This is a genomic window from Methylomonas koyamae (genome assembly GCF_006483455.1).
GTDB lineage: Bacteria > Pseudomonadota > Gammaproteobacteria > Methylococcales > Methylomonadaceae > Methylomonas > Methylomonas koyamae_B.
On record NZ_PPPU01000022.1, the window covers coordinates 159801 to 182551 of the forward strand.

Sequence of the window (22751 nt, forward strand, 5' to 3'; positions counted from 1 at the left end):
CTTTAGCCGCGGCACAAGATCGGAAGCTGCATTCCGGGCAAACCGGTCTGTGCTTGCCCGGTTGAGCGATAATTGCTTATTCGGCTGTGCTAGCGATTACTGCGGCGGGCCGTTGTTCGCCTTTGCCGATTTCCAGTAAGTCCCAGAACAGCAGGCCGCCGCCGGCCGCGGTCATCAGGCCGAACACCATGCGCCAGACCATGGCTTGCATGAACCACGGGTGGTTTTGCGCGGCGAAGTAGCCGGCCCAGGTCGAGCCTTCGACGGCGCGTTCTATGAAGGATTGCTCATAACCGGCGATCAACAGCGCTACGGTCATGCCTAGCACGCCGAGGTTCAGCAAAATCGCCGCCGTTTTCCAGCGCCAGCCGTTGGCCAGGTCGCCGCCCATCCAGACCTTACCGCGCGCCTGCTGTGCCGCCAGGTAAAAGAAGGCGATATTGATCGTGGCATAGGCGCCGAAGAAGGCCAAGTGGCCATGCGAGGCGGACCATTGCGTGCCGTGGGTGTATAGGTTGATTTGCGGCAGGGTGTGCATGAAACCCCAGACGCCCGCGCCGAGGAAGTTGCCGAAGGTGTGGGCAATGATCCAGGCCAGGGCAGGGTGGTTACTGTTTTTAAAGCGATGGACGCCGGAATCGTAGACCGAATGCACCACCATCGCTACCAGCGGGATCGGTTCCAAGGCCGAGAAAAATCCGCCGATGCTGAACCAATATTCCGGGGTGCCGATCCAGAAATAGTGATGGCCCAAGCCCAAAATACCGGAGCCGAACATCAACGCCACTTCGATATACAACCAGGTCTGCACGATTTGGCGGCGCACGCCAAGCAGTTTCATCAAGCTCCAGGCCATGATGCAGCCGACCAAGACTTCCCAGGTCGCTTCCACCCACAAATGGATCACCCACCACCACCAGTACTGGTCGACCGAAATGTTGGTTACGTAAAACATCCCGGCCAGATACAAACCGGCCAATGCCACCAAGTCCAGCACCAGTACGCCGGCGATGCCGGACCACCGGCCCTTGGCAAAGGTGGCGGCGACGTTGTAGAAAAAGGTCAAGACCACGACGACGATGCCGATGTCGGCCCAGCGCGGCGCTTCGATGTATTCGCGACCTTCGTTGATCAGCCACAGCGAGGTATCGTTGCCGGCGCCGAACTGGATGAACAAGTAAACTAAAACCACCAGCGTCACGGCGCCGGTCAGCACCCAAAACGCCAGTTGGCCCCATTTCAGACCGACGATTTCGACGCCGCTTTCGTCTTCCAGAAACCAGTACACCGAGCCGATAAAACCGTACAACATCCACACCACCATGGCGTTGATATGCACCATGCGGTTGACGTTGAAATCCAGGATTTCGTAAAGAAAACTCGGAAACAAGAATTGCAGGCCGGCCAGCAGGCCGAATAGCAATTGCGCCATGAACAGCACCATGGCGACGGTGAAGTAGTGCACCGCCAGTTTCTGGCCGCCGCTTAAATGCGGATTGGCCATGAGCTCGGCGTGACGTTGCTTGCAGCCGAACCAGCAGGCGGCCGCTTTGTCTTGGAAAGTTGTCGCTGTCATCGTCTTATTCCTCTGCGCCGAGTGCTCTGAAATTATGCGGGAAGCCGTTGGTGTCGATGGCTGCCATCCATTTCAGGAAAGCGACGATGCCTTCGGCTTCTTGCGGGGTGATCTCCAGGTTCGGCATCTTGCGGTTGGAACCGAAGGTGCGGGCGTTCTTTTCCGGATCGAGCAGAAAATTGAGCATCATCTGTTCGCGCGATTCCTTGGCGATCCAGCCCTGGTCCAGCCAGGCTTTGGTCAGATCCGGCGCGTAATAGGCGCCGTTGCCGAGCAGGGTGTGGCAGTTCATACAGTTTTTGGCCTGCACGGTTTTCTTGCCCAGATCGACCAGTTTTTCAGCTTCCTCTTCGCTCAGGATTTTACCGAACAAGGGCGCTTCGGCGCCGATCACCGGCTGGTAACGCTGTTTGGTTTTATCGAAACGGTAACCGACGTCTTGGTTGATCACGCTGTAAGCCGGTACCCGCGGGCCGCCGGCGGAAATCTTCGCCAACGAGTCGAAGGTTAAAATCACTAGCAGTACGAATGAGCCGCCGGTGACCCAGATTGCGGTTTTCTTCCAGAAAGTTTCCGTCGCCCAGGGCGGCGGGATGTGCTCAGTCATGGTGGTCTCCTGCTTGGTGAGGGGGATGATGGTCCGGCTGGTGCGTGGCTGCGCACAACTGCCAGATAAAGCGCGGCATCCAGCCGTAACCTAGCGCCATTAGCAGCGACAGTACCAGCCAATAGTCGCTGAAATGGTTGACGTAGCTAAAAACAGCGACGCAAACCATCAACGCGAAGTATGTTATCCACGCAGCAACGCCCAGCGACCGGCGGCCGCTGGCCTTGCCCCAGGCAAATAGCGCCGCGTACAGCGTGGCGAGCAAAATAATCAGCGCCGCACTGAAAAAACTCAGAAAAAAGTCGGATAACGCCACCGGTTCTATCAACATCGATTACCACCGCCAGGTAAGTTTTTAAGGTGTTTTTTAAATGCAGCTTTACGACAAGTGTAAGCGCCATTAACATTTATTTCAAATACAGCTTTGTGAGGACTGGATATGCAACTGACTGCACACACCGATTACGCGCTGCGCGTACTGATTTATCTGAACGTCAATAACGAAAAATTGGTCACGATTACCGAGCTGGCCGAGTTCTTCGGTATTTCCAGAAACCATCTGGTCAAAGTGGTACACAAGCTGGGTGTCAAGGGTTTCATCAAAACCGTACGCGGCAAAGGCGGCGGCATCCGCCTGTCCCGGCCGGCCCAGGAAATCAGTATCGGTAATGTGGTGCGCGAAGTCGAAGGCCGGTTTCAGATGGCAGAATGCTTCAATCCGAAAAAGCAGGGGCTTTGCCCGTTGGAAAATGGGTGCGGCTTGACCGGTCTATTGGGTCACGCCATCGAACAGTTTTTGCAAACCTTGGACAAAGCCGTATTGAGCGATTTTAGTGCTCCGCAGGCTTTGACCAGACGGGCTATCGGTTGAGGTCAGTGCGCTCCGCCGTTAATTTTATTCCTGCCAAAGGCAAACGCCGCCGCTAGCCTTGCTGATTTTTGCCAAACGTTGCTGATGTGCCGACAGTTCGTCGTCACTGCAGGCAATCACCTTCAAACGCGGCCGATCCGCCGGCAACCGCACAATCGCGCGTTCGCCGCCGCCGTCCTGCTGGTCGCCCTCGTCCAGCAATGAAGATTGGCCGCCGGTCATCAACAAATAAACGTCGGCCAGAATTTCGGCGTCGAGCAGCGCGCCGTGCAACTCCCGGTGGCTGTTGTCGATGCCGTAACGTTTGCATAACGCGTCCAGGCTATTGCGGGCGCCGGGATGTTTTTTGCGGGCGTAGGCCAGCGTGTCGAATACGCTGCTGTTGCTTTCCACGGTGCGGGTCTCGCGCGGCAGCTGCGACAGCTCGTGATTCAAAAAGCCGACGTCGAACGGCGCATTATGGATGATCAGCTCGGCGCCGGCGGTAAACGCCATGAAATCTTCCACCACGTCGGCGAAGCGCGGTTTGTCGCGCAGGAATTCGTTGGTGATGCCGTGGACTTCAATCGCGCCCGCGTCGATTTCCCGATCCGGGTTCAGATAGACGTGGAAATGGTTGCGGGTCAGCCGGCGATTAACCAACTCGACACAGCCGATTTCTATGATTTTGTGGCCTTCTTTCGGGTTGATACCGGTGGTTTCGGTATCCAGAACGACTTGACGGTGAGTCGGTTTACTCATGCCTTGGCCTCAGGAGCAAAAGTGTTTCAACAATTCGGTTTGCACTTGGTAAAGCGGGTGTTGTTCGTCGTGTACTTGCCGGTATTGGCCGTCGGGACCGAGCAGCCAAGCCTGGGTGTTGTCCTTCAAATAGCCGTCCAGGTCGCCGAGTACGCGTTCGACGATTTTTTTGTCGGCAATCGGGAAGCAAACTTCGACCCGGCGGAACAGATTGCGGTTCATCAGGTCGGCACTGGAGGCGTAGACGGCCCAGTCGCCGCCGTTGTAGAAGGCATAAACCCGGGTATGTTCCAGGAAGCGGCCGACGATGGAGCGGACTTCGATATTGTCTGAAACCCCAGGCACGCCCGGCCGCAGGCAGCAAACGCCGCGCACGATCAATTTGATCTCGACTCCGGCCTGCGAGGCGCGATAAAGGGCTTGAATCGCTTGCTCTTCGACCACGGCATTGACCTTGATCACGATCTTGGCCATTTTACCTTTCTTGGCCTGTTCGATTTCTCTTTCCACCATTTTCAGCAGGCCGTGATGCAGCGTAAACGGCGATTGCAGCAATTTATTCAGTTTGCTGACCTTGCCCAGACTGGTCAATTGCATGAATACCCGGCGCACGTCCTCGGCCAGTTCCTTCTCGCAGGTGAACAGGCCGTAATCGGTATATAGCCTGGCTGTGCGTGGATGGTAGTTGCCGGTGCCGAGATGGACGTAATTGCGTAAGCTGTTGCCCTCCTTGCGCAGCACCATGCACATTTTGGCGTGGGTTTTATATCCGACCACGCCGTATACCACGTGCGCCGCGGCTTCCTGTAATTTGGCGGCCAGGCCGATGTTGTCCTTTTCGTCGAACCGGGCCCGCAATTCGATGACGACCGTGACTTCCTTACCGGCACGGGCGGCTTTGATCAGCGCGGCGACGATAGGCGAATCGACACCGGTCCGGTACAGGGTTTGTTTGATGGCCAACACGTCGGGATCGGCTGCGGCCTGCTTGATGAAATCGACCACCGGCGAAAACGATTCGTAGGGATGGTGCAGCAGGATGTCCTGTTTGCGGATGCTGGCGAAGAAGTCTTTGTTGCGGCCGAAGGCCGACGGTACGCTGGGTTTGAACGGCGGAAACTTCAAATCGGGCCGTTCGATCATGTTGTAGATGGCTTGCATCCGGCTCAAATTGACCGGGCCGTTGGCCAAAAACAATCGATCTTGGGTCAAGTCGAAGCGTGCCAACAGGAATTGGGTGGTTTCTTCCGGGCAATTGGCGTCGATTTCCAGCCTAACCTCGTCGCCGTAGTTGCGCATCGCCAGTTCGCCTTCCACGGCGAGCAGCAAATCGTCGATCGCGTCGTCGTCGACGAAAAAGTCGCTGTTTCGAGTGACCCGGAATTGGTAACAACCTTTTACCGTCATGCCGTTGAACAGGTCGTTGACAAAGGCGTGGATGATCGACGACAGAAACACAAAATCGTGCGGCCCGCTGTCGGTTTCGCTGACCGGCAATTGGATGATGCGCGGCAGCGCCCTCGGTGCCTGCAGCACGGCGCGGCCGCTGTTGCGGCCGAACGCGTCTTTTCCGGTCAACGAGATGATGAAGTTCAAACTCTTGTTCAGGATGCGCGGAAACGGGTGGGCCGAATCCAAACCGACTGGCGTCAGAATCGGCAGCAATTCCTCGTTGAAGTATCTTTCCAGCCAGGCTTTTTGCGACGGCGACCAACGGTCGCGGCGCAGGAAGCGGATGTTTTCGCCTTCCAGCTTCGGGATCAGAATTTCGTTCAGCACCCGGTATTGTTCGGCGACCAGCTCGTGGGCTTTTTGCGAAATTTTCTCGAACTGTTCGTTGATGGTCAGGCCGTCGGCGCTGACCAGATTCGGGTCCATTTCCGCCATCTGCAACAAGCTGGCGACGCGCACCTCGTAGAACTCGTCGAGGTTGGAACAGGATATGCATAGATAATTCAAGCGCTCCAGCAGCGGGAGTCTTTCGTCCAATGCCTGCGCCAGCACCCGAACGTTGAATTCCAGCAGGCTGTGTTCGCGGTTCAGGTAGAGTTCGGGACTCGTCAAATCGATGGATTCCATGTCTGCTGCGGGTTGGATTGGGTTGAATCGATTATAAAGGAATTTTTTCGGCCTTGGGTTACAGCGGCGCCTCAGGCCTCGAACTTGCTATAATCGCCGCCATCACGCAAATCGGATGCCATTGATGAACTTCCCAACCATTGAGTCTTTTGTCGGAAATACGCCATTGGTGCGCCTGCAACGTCTGCCGGTGGTCGGCGGCAACACCGTGTTATTGAAACTCGAAGGCAATAATCCGGCCGGTTCGGTCAAGGACCGGCCGGCTGTCAGCATGATCAAGCACGCCGAAGCCCGCGGCGAGATCAAACCGGGCGACCGGTTGATCGAAGCCACCAGCGGCAATACCGGTATCGCATTGGCGATGGCCGCAGCGATCAAGGGCTATAAAATGACCTTGATCATGCCCGACAATATGAGCGCGGAACGGATCGCGTCGATGAAAGCCTATGGCGCCGAGATCATTTTGATCCCGGCAAAACAGAGCATGGAAGGCGCGATCGATTTGGCGCGGGCGATGGAAGCCCGCGGCGAAGGCCGGATTTTGGACCAGTTTGCCAATCCCGATAATCCGCGGGCGCATTACGAAGGTACCGGCCCGGAAATTTGGCGCGACACCGATGGCAAAGTGACCCATTTCGTCAGCTCGATGGGGACTACCGGCACGATTATGGGGACTTCGAGGTATCTGAAGCAGCAAAATCCGGATGTTCAAATCGTCGGTGTGCAGCCGGCAGGCGAATCGAAGATACCCGGCATCCGCCGCTGGCCACAGGAGTATCTGCCGAAAATCTACGACGCCAGCCGGGTGGATCGGATCATCGAAGTCGAGCAATTGGATGCGGAAAACACCACGCGCAGTCTGGCGGCGGTGGAAGGTATTTTTGCCGGGGTCTCTTCCGGCGGTGCCGTGTTTGCCGCGTTGAAATTGGCCGAGCAAGTCGAAAACAGCTTGATCGTCACCATCGTCTGCGACCGCGGTGACCGCTATTTGTCGACCGGCGTATTTCCGACCTGAACCACCTCTTTTAAACTATCCGTCTTCGCATCCTGTCATGTCGGGTCGCGCTCTAACGAGCGGCCCCGATCTAACTTCTACTGATAATGGCCCACAAGAAAAAACTTCCGCTCGAACCCGTCACCGTAACCATCGAATCACTGTCCCACGACGGTCGCGGCGTCAGCCACGTCAACGGCAAAGTGGTATTCATCGACGAAGCCTTACCCGGCGAAACCCTGGATTTTGTCTACACCGACAGCCGCCGCGATTATGCTGAAGGCAAAGTGGTCGAATTGCACGACCGCAACCCGCATCGGGTGGAGCCGGTTTGTCCGCATTTCGGCCGTTGCGGCGGTTGCAGTTTTCAGCATGTCGACGACGCCGAGCAAATTCATTTCAAGGAAGAATTGTTATGCGACCAGTTCCGCCGGATCGGTAAGCTGGAAATCCCGCAAATCTGGGAAGCGTTGACCGGGCCGCATTGGGGATACCGGCGTAAAGCCAGGATGGGCGTGAAATGGGTGGCGAAGAAGGGCAGGGTGTTGGTCGGCTTTCGTGAACGGCGCAATCCGTTTTTGGCGGAAATCGATAGTTGCAAGGTCATGCATCCTATCGTCGGCGAAAATCTGTTGGCCTTGGGCGAAATGATCGCCGGCCTGTCGATCAAGGACAAGATTCCGCAGATTGAAGTCGCGATCGGCGACAACGACTGCGTGCTGGCGGTGCGGGTGTTGGAACCGCCTAATTTGGCAGACAAGCAGCGCATGCGCGAATATGCCGAAAAGTTGGGAGTGACGATTTGTCTGCAACCGAAAGGCCCGGACAGCATCGTGCCGCTGGATGGGGAAGCCGAAGTCGTGCCGAGTTATGCCTTGGCCGAGCAGGGCGTCAAATTCAATTTCCGCCCGGCGATGTTCACTCAAGTGAACTATGAAATTAACCGGAAGATGGTGAGCCGCGCCATTGAGGCCTTGGAGTTGGGCAAAGACGACCGGGTACTGGATTTGTTTTGCGGCCTGGGCAATTTCACCTTGCCATTAGCGACCCGCGCCGGCCATGTCGTCGGCGTGGAGGGCGATTTGCCGTTGGTCAACCATGCCAGGGAAAATGCCCGTCTCAACAATCTGCAGAATGTCGAGTTTCACGTCGCCGATTTGAGCAAGGACGTCAAGGAGCTGCCGTGGTGCAAGCAAAAATTCGATAAAGTCCTGCTCGACCCTTCGCGGGCCGGTGCGTCCGAGGTTTTGCATAATTTTAAGCATTGGCAGCCGGAACGGATCGTCTATGTGTCCTGCAACCCGTCGACGCTGGCCCGCGACGCCGGCATTCTGGTCAACGAACTCGGCTACAAACTGGTCAAAGCCGGCGTGATGGACATGTTCCCGCAGACCGCCCACGTCGAATCGATTGCATTGTTTGTGAAATGACGGATGCGTCGACGGCTTGCTTGATCGATGTCTCGATCGCCGAACAGCGCTTGCGTTTGCTGCAAGCTGGCGCGGTCGTTGCCGATTATCCGGTATCGACCGCAAAAAACGGCCCCGGCGAAAGAAAGGGCAGTTACTGTACGCCGACCGGCTGGCACCGGATTCGGGCCAAGATCGGGGCCGGTTTGCCGATTAACAGTGTGTTCAAAGCCCGGCGTCCGACCGGCGAGATTTACAGTCCCGAATTGTCGATTCAACAGCCGCAACGCGACTGGATTTTGAGCCGGATTCTGTGGTTGGGCGGTTTGGAGCCCGGCAAGAACCGTTACGGCGAGGTCGATAGTGGCTGGCGGTATATCTATATCCACGGCACGCCGGACGAATTGATGAACGGACAACCGGAGTCGCACGGTTGCGTACGGATGAACAACGCCGACGTGATTGCCTTGTTCGCTGCGGTGCCGGTCGGTTGCCGGGTATTTATTCATGTCTGAGCCCCGTATCCGAGATATGGCCGGCAATTTAAAACCGCGAAGCGTACCTGTCGATCACGGCGTGCCACCTGTATGAATCGCATTGTTTTAGGCATCGAATACGACGGCAGCGCTTACGCCGGCTGGCAATGGCAGCAGGGCAAGCGCACCGTGCAAGGCGAACTGGAACGTGCCTTGAGCAAAATCGCCTGCGCGCCGATCAGTGTGTTATGCGCTGGCCGCACCGATGCCGGCGTCCATGCGCTGGAACAAGTGGTGCATTTCGATAGCCCGGTGCAGCGCGATTTGCGCGGCTGGTTGATGGGTGGCAACAGCCATTTGCCGGACGATATACGGATTACCTGGGCGCAGCCGGCAGTTGCCGACTTTCATGCCAGGTACAGCGCCATTGCCCGAGCTTACCGCTATGTGATTTTGAACCGGCAGACAAAATCGGCCCTGCTGCGCAATCAGGCGACGTGGTGCTATTGGCCGTTGGACGAGCAGCGTATGCACCGAGCCGCTCAGCATTTGCTCGGCGAACACGATTTTTCCTCGTTTCGCGCCCAAAGCTGTCAATCGGTCAGTCCGAACCGATTGATGTACTTCATCGATGTTTACCGCGACGGCGAGAGAGTGGTGATCGATTTATGCGCCAATGCCTTTTTGCATCATATGGTGCGCAATATCGCCGGCGTATTGATCGAAATCGGTAGCGGTAAACAGCCTGAGGATTGGACTGCCGAGCTATTGGTCGCCAAGGACCGTACTAGAGCTGCAATGACGGCGCCGCCCAACGGCCTTCATCTGGCCGCGGTGTATTACCCACACCAATACGGTATTGCCAAACATCCGCTTTTCGATAAGTTGCCGGCTAACGCCAAGCGGTTTGATTGACGCGAACGGTTTAGCCGGCGTTTGCTGGACGGGGCCAGCCATTCGTTATTTAGGTAGATCTGAGTTGACATGTGCGCTGGCGATCTATACAATGTGGACTTCACTTGACTCAGCCGAGGTGGTGAAATTGGTAGACGCGCTAGCTTCAGGTGCTAGTGGGGGTAACCCCGTGGAGGTTCAAGTCCTCTCCTCGGCACCATTTATTTTTTCCGGATAAATGGTCTTTCTTCTGCAGTGTTTTTTCCCCTTTTAGCTGGTAGGTTGTCCTCAATTTGTGAGGTCAGCGCAAATTGCCGGTCAATAAGTTCCTGATTTCTTTTCGTTTCCATGTGTTTGTTGTTTCCGGCGGAGTATGTGTGCAGGCTTGCTCGGGCCGTTATGCGGGGCTATTAACGAGGCGTCATCGGCAGGATTATTTCAATTCGGCTAGTAATTGTTCTACCATCCGGGCAGCTTGACTTAAGTAGCCCGAGCCGAACAAATTCAAGTGGTTGAGAATATGGTAGAGGTTGTACAAGGTTTTGCGGACTTTGTAGCCCGGATCCAAAGGGTAGTACGCTTGGTACGCCGAATAGAATTCTCGCCCGAAACCGCCAAACAATTCGGTCATGGCAATATCCGCTTCGCGGTCGCCGTAATAGCAGGCCGGATCGAACATTACCGGCTTCCCCTGGCTGTCGGCGGCAGCGTTGCCGCCCCATAAATCGCCATGTAATAGGGATGGTTGCGGTCGATAGCTGTCGAATAGGCTGTTTAGCCGTTCCTGAAGTTTTTCCCCCTGTTTTTGCAGTGTGCCGCGATGGCCATTCTCGGCGGCGAGTTGCAATTGCTTGCCCAGGCGCTGGTCGCGCCAAAATTCCATCCAGTCATGATGCCTCGGGTTGTATTGAGGAGTTGAGCCTATGGTGTTGTCGATGCTCCAGCCAAAGTAGGCTTGCGGTTGGAGGTGCATGCGGGCCAGTTGTTCGCCGAATAGTGCGGCAGCACCGGCTGACAAGGAGCGCAGTTCGATGTATTCCAAAACCAGGTAGGCGTATTGCTGATGCTGGCCATGGCAGACCACATTCGGGATGTGAACAGCGCCGATACCGGCCAATTCGGTCAAGCCGACGGCTTCGGCAGCAAACATGTCGGCCAATTCCGCTTGGTTAAGTTTGATAAACCAGTCGATACCCCGGCTTTGTAACCGATAAGCGGAATTGATGTCGCCGCCGCCGACGCTAGTCAGGCGAGCTTCGGCCAGATTTTGTCCGGTCGATTGCGCCAGATGCCGCATCAAGGGTTGCAATCGGTCCGACATCGGCAGGCCCTTATTTTCCCCAGCTGTCGCGTAAGGTCACGGTACGATTGAATACCAATTTGCCGGCTTTGCTATCCAGGTCGTCCAGGTAGAAATATCCGGTGCGTTCGAATTGGTAGCGCGTGTCCGGTGCCGGCTTGGCTAAGCTGGCTTCCAGGCGGCAGTCGTTAAGGATTTCCAGTGAGTTGGGATTGATGCCGTCGAGGAAATTGTCCAACGTGTCCGGGTTGGGGTGGCTGAACAAGCGGTCGTATAAACGCAATTCCGCCGGGATGGAATGCGCCTCGGATACCCAATGGATGACGCCTTTGACTTTGCGGCCTTCAGGGTTTTTGCCCAAGGTTGCGGGGTCGTAGCTGCAAATGAGTTCGACAACATTGCCGGTAGCGTCTTTGATTACTTCATCGCATTTGATGACATAAGAGCCGCGCAAGCGCACTTCGCCGCCCGGCACCAGGCGTTTGAAATCTTTGGGCGGATTTTCCATGAAGTCGTCTTGTTCGATCAATATGACTTTGCCGAACGGAACTTCGCGACTACCCATTTCCGGTTTTTGCGGATGGTTGGCAATCTGGTAGGTTTCGGTTTTGCCGTCTTCCCAGTTGCTGATCGTCACTTTCAGCGGCCGCAACACCGCCATCGCGCGCGGTGCCCGCTCGTTCAAATCTTCGCGGATACAGTTTTCCAACACCCCCATCTCGATCCAGGAATCGTTTTTGGTCACGCCGATCCGTTCGCAGAAATCGCGAATCGCTTCCGGGGTGAAACCTGCGCGGCGTAGGCCGGAAATGGTCGGCATCCGCGGATCGTCCCAGCCGGAAACATGCTTCTCGGTGACCAATTGCAGCAGTTTACGCTTGCTGACGATGGTGTATTCCAATTGCAGGCGGGCGAATTCGATTTGTTGCGGATGGCAAGGTGTGTTCAATTTATCCAACACCCAGTCGTACAAAGGTCGATGGTCTTCGAATTCCAAAGTACAGATCGAGTGGGTGATGCCTTCCAGCATATCCGACAAACAATGGGTGTAGTCGTACATCGGGTAGATGCACCATGCGTTCCCGGTGCGGTGGTGGTGTACCCGGCGGATGCGGTAGATCACCGGATCTCGCATGTTGATATTCGGTGACGCCATATCGATTTTGGCGCGCAGCACATATTGGCCGTCGCTGAACTCGCCGGCCCGCATGCGTTGGAATAAATCCAGGTTGTCATCGATGCTGCGGTTGCGATCCGGGCTTTCTTTGCCCGGTTGAGTCAAGGTGCCGCGGTCCATGCGCATTTGTTCTGAACTGGAGCTGTCGACATAAGCGTCGCCTTGTTTAATCAACTGCACCGCGTAGTCGTAGAGCTGTTCAAAATAATCCGAGGCGTGGAATTTGCCGGCATATTTGAACCCAAGCCAAGCGACGTCGCGCTCGATCGACTCCATGTACTCGACGCTTTCCTTTTCCGGATTGGTGTCGTCGAAGCGCAAATTACAGGTGCCTTTGTTTTCCAGTGCCAGAGTGAAATTCAGACAGATCGATTTGGCATGGCCGATATGCAGATAGCCGTTAGGCTCTGGCGGGAAGCGGGTGGCAACCTTGCCCTGGTTTTTGTTGGAAGCCAAGTCGGCGGCAATAATATGGCGAATGAAATTAGGCGCGGCGGTGCTGTTATCGTTGGCGGACATGTTCGGATGCGAGTTGAGGTTTTAGATTTTTTGCGAGAACGCTGATAAAAGCTAAGCGTCCGGTCATTTTAACGAGTTTGTCGTGAGCCCGTAAAGGCGAATGCAAACCGCGATAGAAGCTGGAAAATGGTTTATCTAACTGATATATAAAGAAATTGTTAAATTATTAGCACTCTTGTTAAACGAGTGCTAGAATTCGGACATGTCTAATTTTTCAGAAAAATCGAGGAAGATATGAGTAACAGCTTGGCTTTACCCATCAATTTGTCGGTTGGGACTTTTGATTCATACTTGAACCTGATTGCGCAGATGCCCAAACTCAGCGCCGAACAGGAGCAGGAACTGGCTTTACGTTACCGCGATCGTGGTGATTTGGAAGCAGCGCGCGAATTGGTGATGACGAACCTGCGGTTTGTCGCCCACGTGGCGCGCGGGTACTCCGGATATGGTCTACCGATGGCCGATATCGTGCAGGAAGGCAATATCGGCTTGATGAAAGCAGTCAAACGATTCGACCCCGACATGGGCGTACGTTTGGTGTCGTTCGCGGTCCATTGGATCAAAGCCGAAATCCACGAATATGTGATCCGGAACTGGCGTATCGTCAAAGTCGCCACAACCAAAGCGCAGCGTAAATTGTTTTTCAATCTACGTAAATTCAAAAAGGAATTGAGCTATCTAACGCGGGAAGATGCCGAAGCGATTGCCGAAAATCTGGACGTAGACGTCAAAACCGTCTACGAGATGGAGCGGCGGCTGGACGGTCGCGACGTGGGGCTGGAGCCCACTGGCGACGATAGCGAAGATCAGGTGCAGGCCCCGATTGCCTACCTGGAACAACACGGCGCCGACCCGGCATTAATGCTCGAAGCCAGCGACTGGGAAGGTCGCAAGGAAGAGCTGCTGATGGATGCCATGGCGGGGCTGGACGAAAGAAGTAGGGATATTCTGGCTAGCCGGTGGTTGGTCGAAGAAAAAGCTACATTGCACGAGCTTGCCGATCGGTATCAGGTATCTGCAGAACGGATTCGGCAGCTTGAGCAAAACGCGATGAAGAAACTCCGAGCGGCGGTGACATTAGAAGCTTGATAAAAAACATTTGTCATTTCTGAATATTTCAGTATAATGACGCTTTCTTTGCCGGGGTGGTGAAACTGGTAGACGCGCCGGATTCAAAATCCGGTTCCTTCGGGAGTGTCGGTTCGATTCCGACCCTCGGTACCACCTACCTATCTAAGGTAGTCCAAAGAAATTTAAAAACCCGCGAGCCTCAAGGCTTAGCGGGTTTTTTATTGTTCAACGAAATGTAGGGGGCATACACACCAAAAGTGTGTCCTTCATTGTGTCCTTTTCTATAATGCTTCTCACCGAGGACACGATTGAAGACGCACAATGGCGTTCCATCTCAATAAAGACACGGTTTACAGGGCGGCAAAGCCTCGCGATAAAGAATGCTTTATCAACGAAGGGGAGGGCTTTATCTGGTCGTCGGAAAAAACGGCACCGAAATATGGAAGTTCATCTTCACCTTCGAAGGGAAGCGAAAAACTTTTGTTTGGCGTGCATCCGGACACCACGTTGGAAAATGTCAGGCGCAAAGCTGAAGAAGCCCGAAACAATTTTGCCGACGGCATCGATCCAAGCGAAATCAGAAAGCAATCCAGGGCTGAAATTGCCCAAGTCGCCGAAAATCAACCCGGCTCGAAGCCGGCCTGCCTATCGCCAACAGCTTCGATCACATCACCCGACAGTGGCTCGAATCGTCGGCGCATACCGTGCGCGATATTACTCACCAAAAGAAAATCCGCCGCTTCGATCTCTACGTGTTTCCGGAAATTGGCCAAAAGCCGATCGGGGAAGTTAAATCGCCCGAAGTCTTTGCCGTGATCCGACCACTGATAATTAAAAAAAACTGGAAACTGCTCACAGGGTACGTGCCGACATCAGCACCGTTTACGCATCCGCCATCGCCCATGGTTTTGCCGACTACGATCCGGCCCAAGCGGTTACTGCTAAAATCCCGGCGCAAAAGGCGAAGCACAACGCCGCGCTTACCGAGCCTAAAGAAGTGGGCCAGTTACTGCGGGACATCGCGCACTACAAAGGCGCATTCGTGGTGCAATCCGCGCTAAAGCTATCGCCTTACCTTTTTCAGCGGCCGGGAGAAATTCGGCAAATGGAATGGAAAGATGTCGATCTGGCGGCAAAGGAATGGCGTTACCTCGTCACTAAAACCGAAACGCTACACATTGTTCTGTTATCGCTGCAAGCGGTCGAAATTTTGGAAACCATCAAACCGTTAACCGGGGCCGGCCGATACGTTTTCCCGTCCAGCGGCGGCGACGGCCGGCCGATGTCCGACGGAACCATTCGCACCGCGCTGAAAACCCTTGGTTACGAAAGCGACCAAATGAGCGCCCACGGTTTTAGAACGACGGCGTCAACCTTACTCAACGAACAAGGCTGGTCGCCTGATGCCATCGAGCGGCAGCTATGCCACATGCCGAAAGACCAAGTCAGAGCCGCCTGTAATCGGGCGCAATATCTGGACGAACGCCGGCGGATGATGCAGGCTTGCGCGGATTATCTTGACGCGCTACGGGACAGGGCGACGGTTATCCAATTTTCGCTTCAGGCTTAGTTTGTGCTGAAGTTTTTCGGGGTGTTGAAATCGTTTATTGTCTGCCGATAGGGAAGGGCAAAATGACGATGCACGGCTTTCGAGCCATGGCCAGAACCATCCTCGACGAAGTGTTAGGCGTGCGTCCGGACTTTATCGAACACCAGCTCGCCCACGCGGTCCGAGATCCCAACGGCCGTGCTTACAACAGGACAGCGCATTTACCGGAACGGCACAAGATGATGCAGCACTGGGCGGATTATTTGGATGGGCTAACAGGTTGGTGAAAAACTCTTTTTGGCTTTGAATGACTCTATATTTAGTGACGATTAAGCCGCTTTCCTACTAAATGTTGGTTCGATTGAGCAAAATTAGCGTCTCAAATATGGTTTTTCACCAACCTGCTAAACGACGGTTCTGGATTGTATTTGCTGGTTAAGACCAACGGCGCCAAATGGTGGCGATTCGATTATTCCATCGACGTCCGCCGAAAAACGATTTCTCTTGGCGTTTATCCCTCAACCAGCTTAACCGATGCCAGGCGTAAAACGGATAAGCCCGTGCGCCTGTGGTCAACGGCAGCGATTCCAGCAAAATTCGAAAGCCCATAACCCCCCCAAACAGGGGTGTTAGAACAGGAAAGGCACCTCGATGCCGGCCTGTGTTGATTAACAGCTTCAATATGTCACCCGAGAATGGCTGGCGTCGACCGCTCACACTGTCCGAGACATTACTCAGCAAAAGAAACAGCGCCGCTTCGAGTTATACGTCTTTCCGGCGATCGGGCAATTGCCGATTGGCGATGTTAAATCGCCAGATGTTTTCACCATCGTCCAGCCGCTGATTATCAAAAACCAATGAGACCGCGCGCCGCGAGTGACGGCGGAGAAAGCCGCTAGTTGATAAGTCGATAAAATACGGTAAAAGTGGAGTAGAGTATTTTGCGAATAAGAAACTAACGAGGGCGAAGGTCATGATAGATAAGCAAAAAATCGGCGAGATTTACCGGCTTGCGGTCGAATGGCTGAATGTGGCCTGGGCTTGGCTACAGGGGCGTTGGCGCGCTTTTAATGCCAAAAGCGAGGATGGCGCCGGCCAATCCGGTAGCGACGCGCCGAAGCAATCGCGATTCTGGTTGTATCTGCTTTTAGGTATTTTCCTGTTGTCGATTTTTGCCGGCGGTGAACGTATCCAGGGTCGGGAAATCCCGTATAGCCAGTTCATCAATCTGGTCAATGAAGACAAAGTGGAAAATGCGGTCGTGACCCAGCGCTTCATTAACGGCACCTTGAAGCAGGAAGACCAAAAGATCGGCAAGCAATTTTTCACGATACCGTTGTGGGACGAGTCGCTGGTCAAAAACCTGCAGGCGCATAAGGTGGAATATGTGGTCAGGAGCGGCGACAACTGGGCCAGCAGCTTGTTGTTCAATTGGATCATTCCAATCGCGATTTTTGCCGGCATCTGGATGTGGCTGTTACCGAAAATGGCCGGTGGAGGCGGTCGCGGTTTTCTGAATCTGGGCAACAAAATGCGCATCCAGCAGGAAACCTCGAAAACTACGTTCGACGATGTAGCCGGCGCCGATAGCGCCAAACAGGAACTTAAGGAAACCATCGAATTTTTAAAAGCGCCGGAAAAATTGCAAAAGCTGGGTGGGCGGATGCCGAAAGGCGTATTACTGGTCGGCTCGCCGGGTACCGGGAAAACCTTGCTGGCGCGGGCCGTTTCCGGCGAGGCCGGCGTGCCGTTCTTCAATATCAGCGCTTCCGAGTTTATCGAATTATTCGTCGGTGTCGGCGCGGCGCGGGTGCGGGACTTGTTCGAACAGGCCCGGCAGAAAGCCCCTTGCATCATTTTCATCGACGAACTGGATGCGATCGGCCGTTCTCGCGGCGGCCCGGTGGTGATGGGCGGCAACGACGAACGCGAGCAAACCTTGAACCAATTATTGACCGAAATGGACGGTTTCGACGCCACTTCCGGCGTTGTGGTGATGGCAGCGACCAATCGGCCGGAAATTCTGGACAAGGCCTTGTTGCGCGCCGGCCGTTTCGACCGGCAAATCGTGGTCGACAAGCCCGATCAACTGGATCGGGTGGCAATCCTGAAATTGCACACTAAAGGCATGCAACTGGACAAAGACGTCGATCTGACCATCGTTGCCAAGCGCACCCCCGGTTTCGTTGGTGCCGATCTATCCAATATTGCCAACGAGGCGGCGATCCTGGCCGCTCGGGCCGGCCGCGACACCGTAAACATGGCCGATTTCGAAGCGGCGATCGACCGGGTTATGGCCGGGCCGGAAAAGAAAAACCGTGTGCTCGGCCCGGAGGAAAAACGCCGGGTGGCTTACCACGAAGCCGGCCATGCTTTGGTTGCCGAGAACGTGCCGACCGGCCAGCCGGTGCACAAAATCTCGATCATTCCGCGCGGCGTATCAGCGCTGGGATTTACTTTGCAGCTGCCGGTCGAAGAAAAATACCTGTCCACCGAAGCGGAACTGAAAGACCAAATCGCCATACTGCTGGCCGGAAGGGTGGCCGAGCAGCTGGCGTTGCAGAGCGTTTCCACCGGCGCCCAAAACGACCTGGAAAAAGCCAGCGAAATTGCCCGTAACATGGTGTGTTATTTAGGCATGAGTAAAAAGCTGGGGCCGTTGATTTACGGCCAACGCCAGCAGCTGCAGTTTTTGGCCGGAGACGTTACCGAACAGCGTAACTACAGCGAAGAAACCGCGCGGGTGGTCGATGCCGAAGTTCGCGAGCTGGTCGAAGATGCCGAACGCCGGGCCCACAAAATTCTGACCAGTAAGCGTGGCCAGTTGGATCGGCTCGCCGAGTTGTTGCAAGACCGGGAAGTAATACAGCGAGAAGAGATGTTGGAGTTGATCGGCGCGTAGCGGCGTAGCCTTTTGTTACGCTGAAAGGGATGCCTGGCAGTCCGGCGGCTTTCGTATGTCGCCGGATTGAACATATCTGCTGACCGTGAACGGCGCTGGTGCCGGGATCAGGCGATACATTCAACATGAAGATTATTGAAGTTTATTGTCGAAAAATTTTACAAGTGTTTGTTGAATAATCAGTTTTCTGGTATTTGCAGAGCGAGTTGGTGACGATTGTTTCTGCATATTTGTTTAGCCGGATAAGGCTTTATGACTAGTCGGAAATTTTTACATATTTCTGTAACAAAGACCTGTTTCGTGTGAGGCTCGTCACATAAAGTGGTTATTTTTTCTTGCTTATTTGGTAAGTGCACATATTTTGCTTGGTGTCGGTGTGTAGGGAAAGTCTTTAAGAATTGTGATTTTAGCGATAGCGAGGCCAAAGATTATGGACACCAAGAAAAACGACACATCAAATAAGAATCACGGCGGCGATTGCAGCCATTCGTCTCTGGCAAAAGAATTGGTAATGGGCTTGCCGACCGGAAGTTTCGTCTGCGCTCATTGCGGCAAGCCATTGTCATCGATACTTAGGGCCGATAGAAGATAGGTTGTCGCCGACACGGACGGCAGGTTGGTATCCAAAGCCTGTCGTTCCCAAATTCAATACCGGCCCGTATGTCGTCAACGCCATATACACTGGGCTTTTCGGTTAATGCCGCAATCGATTCAATATTTCTCGAGCGGCGTTGCCACTCCAGGTTTGAATCCGTGGCCGGAGGGCGGCCCAAGCGGCGCCAATCCGTCTTGCAGAGCCAGCGGTTTTGCGTCTGGTTCTATCGGCCAGCGCTGCCCAGTCGACCTGGCGGTCCGCTATCCAGCCGTGCCGATATAGCCAATGCAGTAAGCCGGAAACGAACAACAAGGTTGGGGTCAGTCCGGCGCAGAACCATAGAAAACGGCCGCCGCCACCGACGGCTTCCCCGGTGTGTAAGGGCCAAAGCCAGACCGTGAATGTCTGACCCATCGAGAACCGGTGCGGATTGCGGACGTCTCGGATTTGTCCGCTCCAGCGGTCGACCCAGACTGTGGTAAACGGGTGGTGTTGGTTGATTTCGTCGCGCTGGCGCAGATTGACCCGATACACGCCCAGTTCGCCGGCCGGCGTGGTTACTCGCCTGACCTCGGAACTGGGAAACGGTCCGCGGGCGACCAAAATCGCTTCGCCTACCGATACTGGCCTATCGTTCGGAACCGCGGTACTGCGCACGTTGGGGCCGGCGTCGCCGTGGCCCATGCCTTCGGCCGAAGTCAGGCTTTCCAGTAACGGCGGATAAGCCAAATGGAGGCCGGTGAACGCCAGCAACAGCAAAAATCCGGCCGCTGCCAAGCCTAACCAGCGGTGGAGGTCGAATATCAGCCCGATCAGACTGCCATCGCGGCGGACGCGGAAAGCGCCGGCCAGATTTCGCCAGCCCGGCCACCACAAATACAGGCCGCTGACGGTAGACAGCATCAGCAAGCTGCCCAGAATGGCCATCGCGTTACGGCCGGCGGCGTCGAGTTGCAGTTGGGCGTGCAGGTCCAGGAGCCAGGTGGCGAAGGTCTGGCCCCACAATCGGCTGTCCAACACCGCTCCAGTGTAGGGGTTGATCGAAACCATCAATGGTGCGTAAAACGCGTCGACGCTTTCCTTGGGTTTGTCGAACCAGGCGGTCAGCGGCCGGTCCGGCGCGAGCGGCATTTCCAGTGTCCAGGCGCCGTGGCGGTCGGGATGGGCGGTACGTAACGAAGCCAGGATTTTATCCAGTGGCAGCGGCGCACCATCGCGCGGAATGTCGATCCGCAGTTGCGGATTGAACAGGCTGTCCAGTTCCTCGCGGTAAACGCTGAGGCTGCCGGTCAGGCCGATCAGCGCAAATACCAATCCCAAGCCCAGCGCCAATAACAAATGGCACTGGCGCCAAAATTTTCGGGCGTTGACGATAAAGCGGGGGCGGACGATCAGTGGGTAATACGGTTCAGGCATGGTTGGGTTTGCGCTATATTGCAGGTCGTACACGGCCAGGCGAATCGGGGCCGGCTCGGCGTTTTCGCTTCGAGACGCCGACACCGCGAAAAAAATCGGCGCAGTTTAACGCGTTTCCTTGCCGCAGTTGGCCGAAAAATCGACTAGACTGGCCGGATTGTTTGGCCGCATAGATTCGATGGTAGAGTTAAAAAGCAAATCGGCACCGGCTGTTCCGGGAGAAAATCAACAATGACCGGCTACAGCTTGGCGTTTTTTGCCGGCATTGTTGCGGTTCAGCAATTCAGCCGCTTGCCGAATTCGGCGGAATGGCTCGGCTTGGCGGCGCTCGCGCTGCTGGCCTGCGTCAGGCGCCATTATGCCGTGTTGAGTTTGTCGCTTGGCCTGGCTTGGGCTTGCGCATTCGGCGCTTGGCGTTTGGCTCAACAATTGCCGGACCGTTACCAAAATACCGAAATAGAAGTCGAGGGCTACATCGCCAGTCTGCCCCAGGTTCAGGAACATCGAACCGGTTTCGATTTTGTGGTTACGAGCGCGCCGGATGCGGTTCCGGAGAAGATGCGCTTGTCCTGGTATACGCCGGAGTTCGAACTGAAGGCGGGGCAAAGTTGGCGGTTTCAGGTCAAGTTGCGAAAACCCCATGGCCGTTTCAATCCCAGCGGTTTCGATTACGAAGCCTGGCTGTTTGCCAATCACATTGGCGCCACGGGTTACGTCAAGAGCAAGCCGCCGCCGCAGCGGATCGCCGACAGCGCCAGCCTGGGCCGCTATCTTGCAGTCTGCCGCAATCTGATCGCGGACAAAATCGACGCGGCATTGCCGGGAAGTTCGCAACTTGGCGTGATAAAGGCATTGACCATCGGCACCCAGAACGCAATCAGCCAACAGCAATGGCAAATCTTCCGCGTCACGGGTGTCGTACACTTAATCGTTATTTCCGGATCGCACATCGGCCTGATTGCCGGCTGGTTCTATCTGGCGACGCGGCGAATCTGGATTAACTTGGGTTTGCTCGGCATTTCGCCGCAATCGGCCGCCGCGCCGGTTGCTTGGCTGGCGGCGCTGTTCTATGCCGGTTTGGCCGGATTCTCGGCGCCGACGGAGCGGGCGGTAATCATGCTTGGCGTGGCGCTGGCGGCAATTGCCTGGCAACGCAATCCGGCACCGACACAGGTGCTGCTGTGGGCCTTGTTGGCTGTCGTGCTTGCCGATCCGTTGGCGGTTTTGTCAGTCGGCTTTTGGTTGTCGTTTGTGGCTGTGGCCTTATTGATGTATGTCTCGGTCGGACGGCTGGCGCGTCCCGCCTATTGGCGGGATTTGGCCGTGGCGCAATGGGCCAGTTTGCTTGGCCTGGCGCCGCTATTGGTCTTGTTTTTCCAACAGGTGTCCTTGATCGCGCCGCTGGCGAACTGGTTGGCGGTGCCGCTGATCGGAATCGTGGTGGTACCGTTGGCATTGTTGGCTATCGCGCTGTTGTTCGTCTGGCCGGCTGCTGCGAGCATTTTATTGCAGGTGGCGGATTCGGTATTACAGGGCTTGTGGTGGCTATTGCAGCATCTGGCAGCACTGCCTTTGTCGCAATTGAGTTTAGCGTCGCCGCCCTGGTACGCACTGCCACTGGCGACAATCGGCATTCTGCTGGCGTTGGCGCCGCGCGGCTTTCCGGGGCGGCAGCTGAGTCCGTTGCTGCTGATTCCATTATTTTTTCCCGCTATCGACAAACCCAAGTCCGGTGAATTCGGCTTGACGCTGTTGGATGTCGGCCAGGGCCTGGCTACGGTGGTGCGGACCGCTAACCACGTGTTGCTGTTCGACACCGGGGCCAAATATTCCGAATTTTCCGATATGGGGGAATCGGTAGTGTTGCCCTTCCTGCGTCTGCGCGGTATTGCCAAGGTCGATGCGCTAATTGTCAGTCATGGTGATAACGACCATAGCGGCGGTGCCGAATCGGTACTGGCCGAACTGCCGGTAGAGCGCCTGCTGAGCAGCGTTCCGGAGTGGGCCGAGCGCGAGCGTGCCGGTTATTGCCGGGCCGGGCAGGAATGGCTGTGGGACGATGTGCGTTTCCGGATGTTGGCGCCGCCGCAGCCGGCATTCAATAAAGAAAACGATAATTCCTGCGTATTGCAGGTCATCGCGGCCGGACAGAGTGCACTGCTGACCGGCGACATAGAGCAGACTGCCGAAGCCTGGTTGACTGCGACTTACGGCGGCGAGTTAGCCAGTCGGGTATTGGTTGCACCGCACCATGGCAGCAAGACCTCATCGACCCAGGCGTTTTTGGATGCGGTTAAGCCCGAATGGGTGTTGATCCCGGCCGGTTACGCCAACCGTTTCGGCTTTCCCCATCGCCAAGTGCTGGAACGTTATCGGCAACTCCCGGCTACGGTGATGAATACCGCTGAGCTGGGCGCAATCGATATCGTGAGCAGCGGCCAGTCTCCGGTGGCGGAGCGGCCACGGCGACGGCGCTATTGGCATTCGGACTAGCCGGAAGGTTAGCCGGGAAGCCGAGATGAATTGTGCCGGCCGGAGGTTTGTGCCTATACTCTGGCAAACCGAACACAGGAGT

23 protein-coding genes and 2 tRNA genes are annotated in these 22751 nt (G+C 55.5%); 16 read left to right on the forward strand and 9 right to left on the reverse strand.

What is annotated here, in order from left to right; genetic code table 11:
• Positions 1-76 precede the first annotated feature (76 nt).
• The 3 genes from C2U68_RS13210 to C2U68_RS13220 all read right to left on the reverse strand — a co-directional run bounded on the left by C2U68_RS13210 (position 77) and on the right by C2U68_RS13220 (position 2514).
• On the reverse strand, positions 77-1504 hold the full coding sequence (locus tag C2U68_RS13210; protein WP_140912979.1) for a cbb3-type cytochrome c oxidase subunit I: 1428 nt from the start codon (positions 1502-1504) through the stop codon (positions 77-79).
• A 76-nt stretch (positions 1505-1580) separates the two neighbouring features.
• Positions 1581-2183, reverse strand: a complete 603-nt coding sequence (locus tag C2U68_RS13215; protein WP_140912944.1) for a cytochrome c — start codon at positions 2181-2183, stop codon at positions 1581-1583.
• Positions 2176-2514, reverse strand: a complete 339-nt coding sequence (locus C2U68_RS13220; RefSeq protein WP_140912945.1) for a hypothetical protein — start codon at positions 2512-2514, stop codon at positions 2176-2178. The genes C2U68_RS13215 and C2U68_RS13220 overlap by 8 nt, the downstream gene beginning before the upstream one ends.
• Before the next feature lie 108 nt (positions 2515-2622).
• Here C2U68_RS13220 and C2U68_RS13225 point away from each other — a divergent pair, with 108 nt between their 5' ends.
• Entirely contained in the window at positions 2623-3054 is a 432-nt protein-coding gene (locus C2U68_RS13225) for an Rrf2 family transcriptional regulator (RefSeq protein ID WP_140912946.1), read from the forward strand.
• A gap of 24 nt (positions 3055-3078) precedes the next feature.
• On the opposite strand, the gene dnaQ is transcribed toward C2U68_RS13225, so the two are convergent.
• Both dnaQ and ppk1 read right to left on the reverse strand, forming a co-directional pair.
• Complete coding sequence (gene dnaQ / locus C2U68_RS13230; RefSeq protein WP_140912947.1) at positions 3079-3795, reverse strand: DNA polymerase III subunit epsilon; 717 nt, start codon at positions 3793-3795, stop codon at positions 3079-3081.
• Positions 3796-3804: 9 nt separating this feature from the next.
• A complete protein-coding gene (ppk1, locus tag C2U68_RS13235) occupies positions 3805-5874 on the reverse strand; it encodes a polyphosphate kinase 1 (RefSeq protein ID WP_140912948.1) in 2070 nt (689 codons plus the stop codon).
• Between the two features lie 124 nt (positions 5875-5998).
• Here ppk1 and cysM point away from each other — a divergent pair, with 124 nt between their 5' ends.
• The 5 genes from cysM (at position 5999) to C2U68_RS13260 (ending at position 9867) form a co-directional block, all read left to right on the forward strand.
• Complete coding sequence (gene cysM / locus C2U68_RS13240) at positions 5999-6889, forward strand: cysteine synthase CysM (RefSeq protein ID WP_140912949.1); 891 nt, start codon at positions 5999-6001, stop codon at positions 6887-6889.
• A gap of 86 nt (positions 6890-6975) precedes the next feature.
• Positions 6976-8298, forward strand: a complete 1323-nt coding sequence (rlmD, locus tag C2U68_RS13245) for a 23S rRNA (uracil(1939)-C(5))-methyltransferase RlmD (RefSeq protein ID WP_140912950.1) — start codon at positions 6976-6978, stop codon at positions 8296-8298.
• Complete coding sequence (locus C2U68_RS13250; protein WP_140912951.1) at positions 8295-8792, forward strand: L,D-transpeptidase; 498 nt, start codon at positions 8295-8297, stop codon at positions 8790-8792. The genes rlmD and C2U68_RS13250 overlap by 4 nt, the downstream gene beginning before the upstream one ends.
• Positions 8793-8864: 72 nt before the next feature.
• Positions 8865-9668: a tRNA pseudouridine(38-40) synthase TruA gene (gene truA / locus C2U68_RS13255; protein ID WP_140912952.1), complete on the forward strand. Its 804-nt coding sequence runs from the start codon at positions 8865-8867 to the stop codon at positions 9666-9668.
• Positions 9669-9780: 112 nt separating this feature from the next.
• Positions 9781-9867, forward strand: a tRNA-Leu gene (locus C2U68_RS13260).
• 1 nt (position 9868) lies between these two features.
• On the opposite strand, the gene C2U68_RS21625 is transcribed toward C2U68_RS13260, so the two are convergent.
• The 3 genes from C2U68_RS21625 to C2U68_RS13270 form a co-directional block, all read right to left on the reverse strand.
• Positions 9869-9997: a hypothetical protein gene (locus C2U68_RS21625; protein ID WP_260839350.1), complete on the reverse strand. Its 129-nt coding sequence runs from the start codon at positions 9995-9997 to the stop codon at positions 9869-9871.
• Between the two features lie 83 nt (positions 9998-10080).
• Positions 10081-10968: a fructosamine kinase family protein gene (locus tag C2U68_RS13265; protein ID WP_140912953.1), complete on the reverse strand. Its 888-nt coding sequence runs from the start codon at positions 10966-10968 to the stop codon at positions 10081-10083.
• A gap of 10 nt (positions 10969-10978) precedes the next feature.
• Entirely contained in the window at positions 10979-12643 is a 1665-nt protein-coding gene (locus tag C2U68_RS13270) for a glutamine--tRNA ligase/YqeY domain fusion protein (protein WP_140912954.1), read from the reverse strand.
• 234 nt (positions 12644-12877) lie between these two features.
• Between C2U68_RS13270 and rpoH the strand changes: the two genes are divergently transcribed.
• From rpoH to ftsH, 9 genes are all read left to right on the forward strand, one after another.
• Complete coding sequence (gene rpoH, locus C2U68_RS13275) at positions 12878-13732, forward strand: RNA polymerase sigma factor RpoH (protein WP_140912955.1); 855 nt, start codon at positions 12878-12880, stop codon at positions 13730-13732.
• Positions 13733-13782: 50 nt separating this feature from the next.
• Positions 13783-13867 (forward strand) — tRNA-Leu (locus tag C2U68_RS13280).
• Positions 13868-14035: 168 nt separating this feature from the next.
• Positions 14036-14530, forward strand: coding sequence for an integrase arm-type DNA-binding domain-containing protein (locus C2U68_RS21630; protein ID WP_260839351.1), 495 nt, complete (start codon positions 14036-14038; stop codon positions 14528-14530).
• Positions 14419-14775, forward strand: coding sequence for a phage integrase central domain-containing protein (locus tag C2U68_RS21820; protein ID WP_409563856.1), 357 nt, complete (start codon positions 14419-14421; stop codon positions 14773-14775). The genes C2U68_RS21630 and C2U68_RS21820 overlap by 112 nt, the downstream gene beginning before the upstream one ends.
• Positions 14712-15284 (forward strand): site-specific integrase, encoded by a 573-nt coding sequence (locus C2U68_RS21635; protein ID WP_260839352.1) that lies wholly within the window; start codon positions 14712-14714, stop codon positions 15282-15284. The genes C2U68_RS21820 and C2U68_RS21635 overlap by 64 nt, the downstream gene beginning before the upstream one ends.
• Before the next feature lie 68 nt (positions 15285-15352).
• On the forward strand, positions 15353-15550 hold the full coding sequence (locus tag C2U68_RS13290; protein ID WP_260839353.1) for a tyrosine-type recombinase/integrase: 198 nt from the start codon (positions 15353-15355) through the stop codon (positions 15548-15550).
• A gap of 141 nt (positions 15551-15691) precedes the next feature.
• On the forward strand, positions 15692-15874 hold the full coding sequence (locus tag C2U68_RS21825; protein WP_222101907.1) for an Arm DNA-binding domain-containing protein: 183 nt from the start codon (positions 15692-15694) through the stop codon (positions 15872-15874).
• A gap of 118 nt (positions 15875-15992) precedes the next feature.
• On the forward strand, positions 15993-16124 hold the full coding sequence (locus tag C2U68_RS21830) for a phage integrase central domain-containing protein (protein ID WP_409563857.1): 132 nt from the start codon (positions 15993-15995) through the stop codon (positions 16122-16124).
• Between the two features lie 112 nt (positions 16125-16236).
• Positions 16237-18165 (forward strand): ATP-dependent zinc metalloprotease FtsH, encoded by a 1929-nt coding sequence (gene ftsH, locus C2U68_RS13305; RefSeq protein ID WP_140912956.1) that lies wholly within the window; start codon positions 16237-16239, stop codon positions 18163-18165.
• A gap of 694 nt (positions 18166-18859) precedes the next feature.
• Here ftsH and C2U68_RS13310 read toward each other — a convergent pair.
• Complete coding sequence (locus C2U68_RS13310) at positions 18860-20176, reverse strand: PepSY-associated TM helix domain-containing protein (protein WP_140912957.1); 1317 nt, start codon at positions 20174-20176, stop codon at positions 18860-18862.
• A gap of 231 nt (positions 20177-20407) precedes the next feature.
• Between C2U68_RS13310 and C2U68_RS13315 the strand changes: the two genes are divergently transcribed.
• Complete coding sequence (locus C2U68_RS13315; protein WP_140912958.1) at positions 20408-22669, forward strand: DNA internalization-related competence protein ComEC/Rec2; 2262 nt, start codon at positions 20408-20410, stop codon at positions 22667-22669.
• Positions 22670-22751 lie beyond the last annotated feature (82 nt).

Coding starts and splice junctions, on each gene's coding strand:
- C2U68_RS13210 (WP_140912979.1), bottom strand. CDS start 1,504: ATGGCCAATCCGCATTTAAGCGGCGGCCAGAAACTGGCGGTGCACTAC.
- C2U68_RS13215 (WP_140912944.1), bottom strand. CDS start 2,183: ATGACTGAGCACATCCCGCCGCCCTGGGCGACGGAAACTTTCTGGAAG.
- C2U68_RS13220 (WP_140912945.1), bottom strand. CDS start 2,514: ATGTTGATAGAACCGGTGGCGTTATCCGACTTTTTTCTGAGTTTTTTC.
- C2U68_RS13225 (WP_140912946.1), top strand. CDS start 2,623: ATGCAACTGACTGCACACACCGATTACGCGCTGCGCGTACTGATTTAT.
- dnaQ (WP_140912947.1), bottom strand. CDS start 3,795: ATGAGTAAACCGACTCACCGTCAAGTCGTTCTGGATACCGAAACCACC.
- ppk1 (WP_140912948.1), bottom strand. CDS start 5,874: ATGGAATCCATCGATTTGACGAGTCCCGAACTCTACCTGAACCGCGAA.
- cysM (WP_140912949.1), top strand. CDS start 5,999: ATGAACTTCCCAACCATTGAGTCTTTTGTCGGAAATACGCCATTGGTG.
- rlmD (WP_140912950.1), top strand. CDS start 6,976: ATGGCCCACAAGAAAAAACTTCCGCTCGAACCCGTCACCGTAACCATC.
- C2U68_RS13250 (WP_140912951.1), top strand. CDS start 8,295: ATGACGGATGCGTCGACGGCTTGCTTGATCGATGTCTCGATCGCCGAA.
- truA (WP_140912952.1), top strand. CDS start 8,865: ATGAATCGCATTGTTTTAGGCATCGAATACGACGGCAGCGCTTACGCC.
- C2U68_RS21625 (WP_260839350.1), bottom strand. CDS start 9,997: ATGGAAACGAAAAGAAATCAGGAACTTATTGACCGGCAATTTGCGCTG.
- C2U68_RS13265 (WP_140912953.1), bottom strand. CDS start 10,968: ATGTCGGACCGATTGCAACCCTTGATGCGGCATCTGGCGCAATCGACC.
- C2U68_RS13270 (WP_140912954.1), bottom strand. CDS start 12,643: ATGTCCGCCAACGATAACAGCACCGCCGCGCCTAATTTCATTCGCCAT.
- rpoH (WP_140912955.1), top strand. CDS start 12,878: ATGAGTAACAGCTTGGCTTTACCCATCAATTTGTCGGTTGGGACTTTT.
- C2U68_RS21630 (WP_260839351.1), top strand. CDS start 14,036: ATGGCGTTCCATCTCAATAAAGACACGGTTTACAGGGCGGCAAAGCCT.
- C2U68_RS13290 (WP_260839353.1), top strand. CDS start 15,353: ATGCACGGCTTTCGAGCCATGGCCAGAACCATCCTCGACGAAGTGTTA.
- ftsH (WP_140912956.1), top strand. CDS start 16,237: ATGATAGATAAGCAAAAAATCGGCGAGATTTACCGGCTTGCGGTCGAA.
- C2U68_RS13310 (WP_140912957.1), bottom strand. CDS start 20,176: ATGCCTGAACCGTATTACCCACTGATCGTCCGCCCCCGCTTTATCGTC.
- C2U68_RS13315 (WP_140912958.1), top strand. CDS start 20,408: ATGACCGGCTACAGCTTGGCGTTTTTTGCCGGCATTGTTGCGGTTCAG.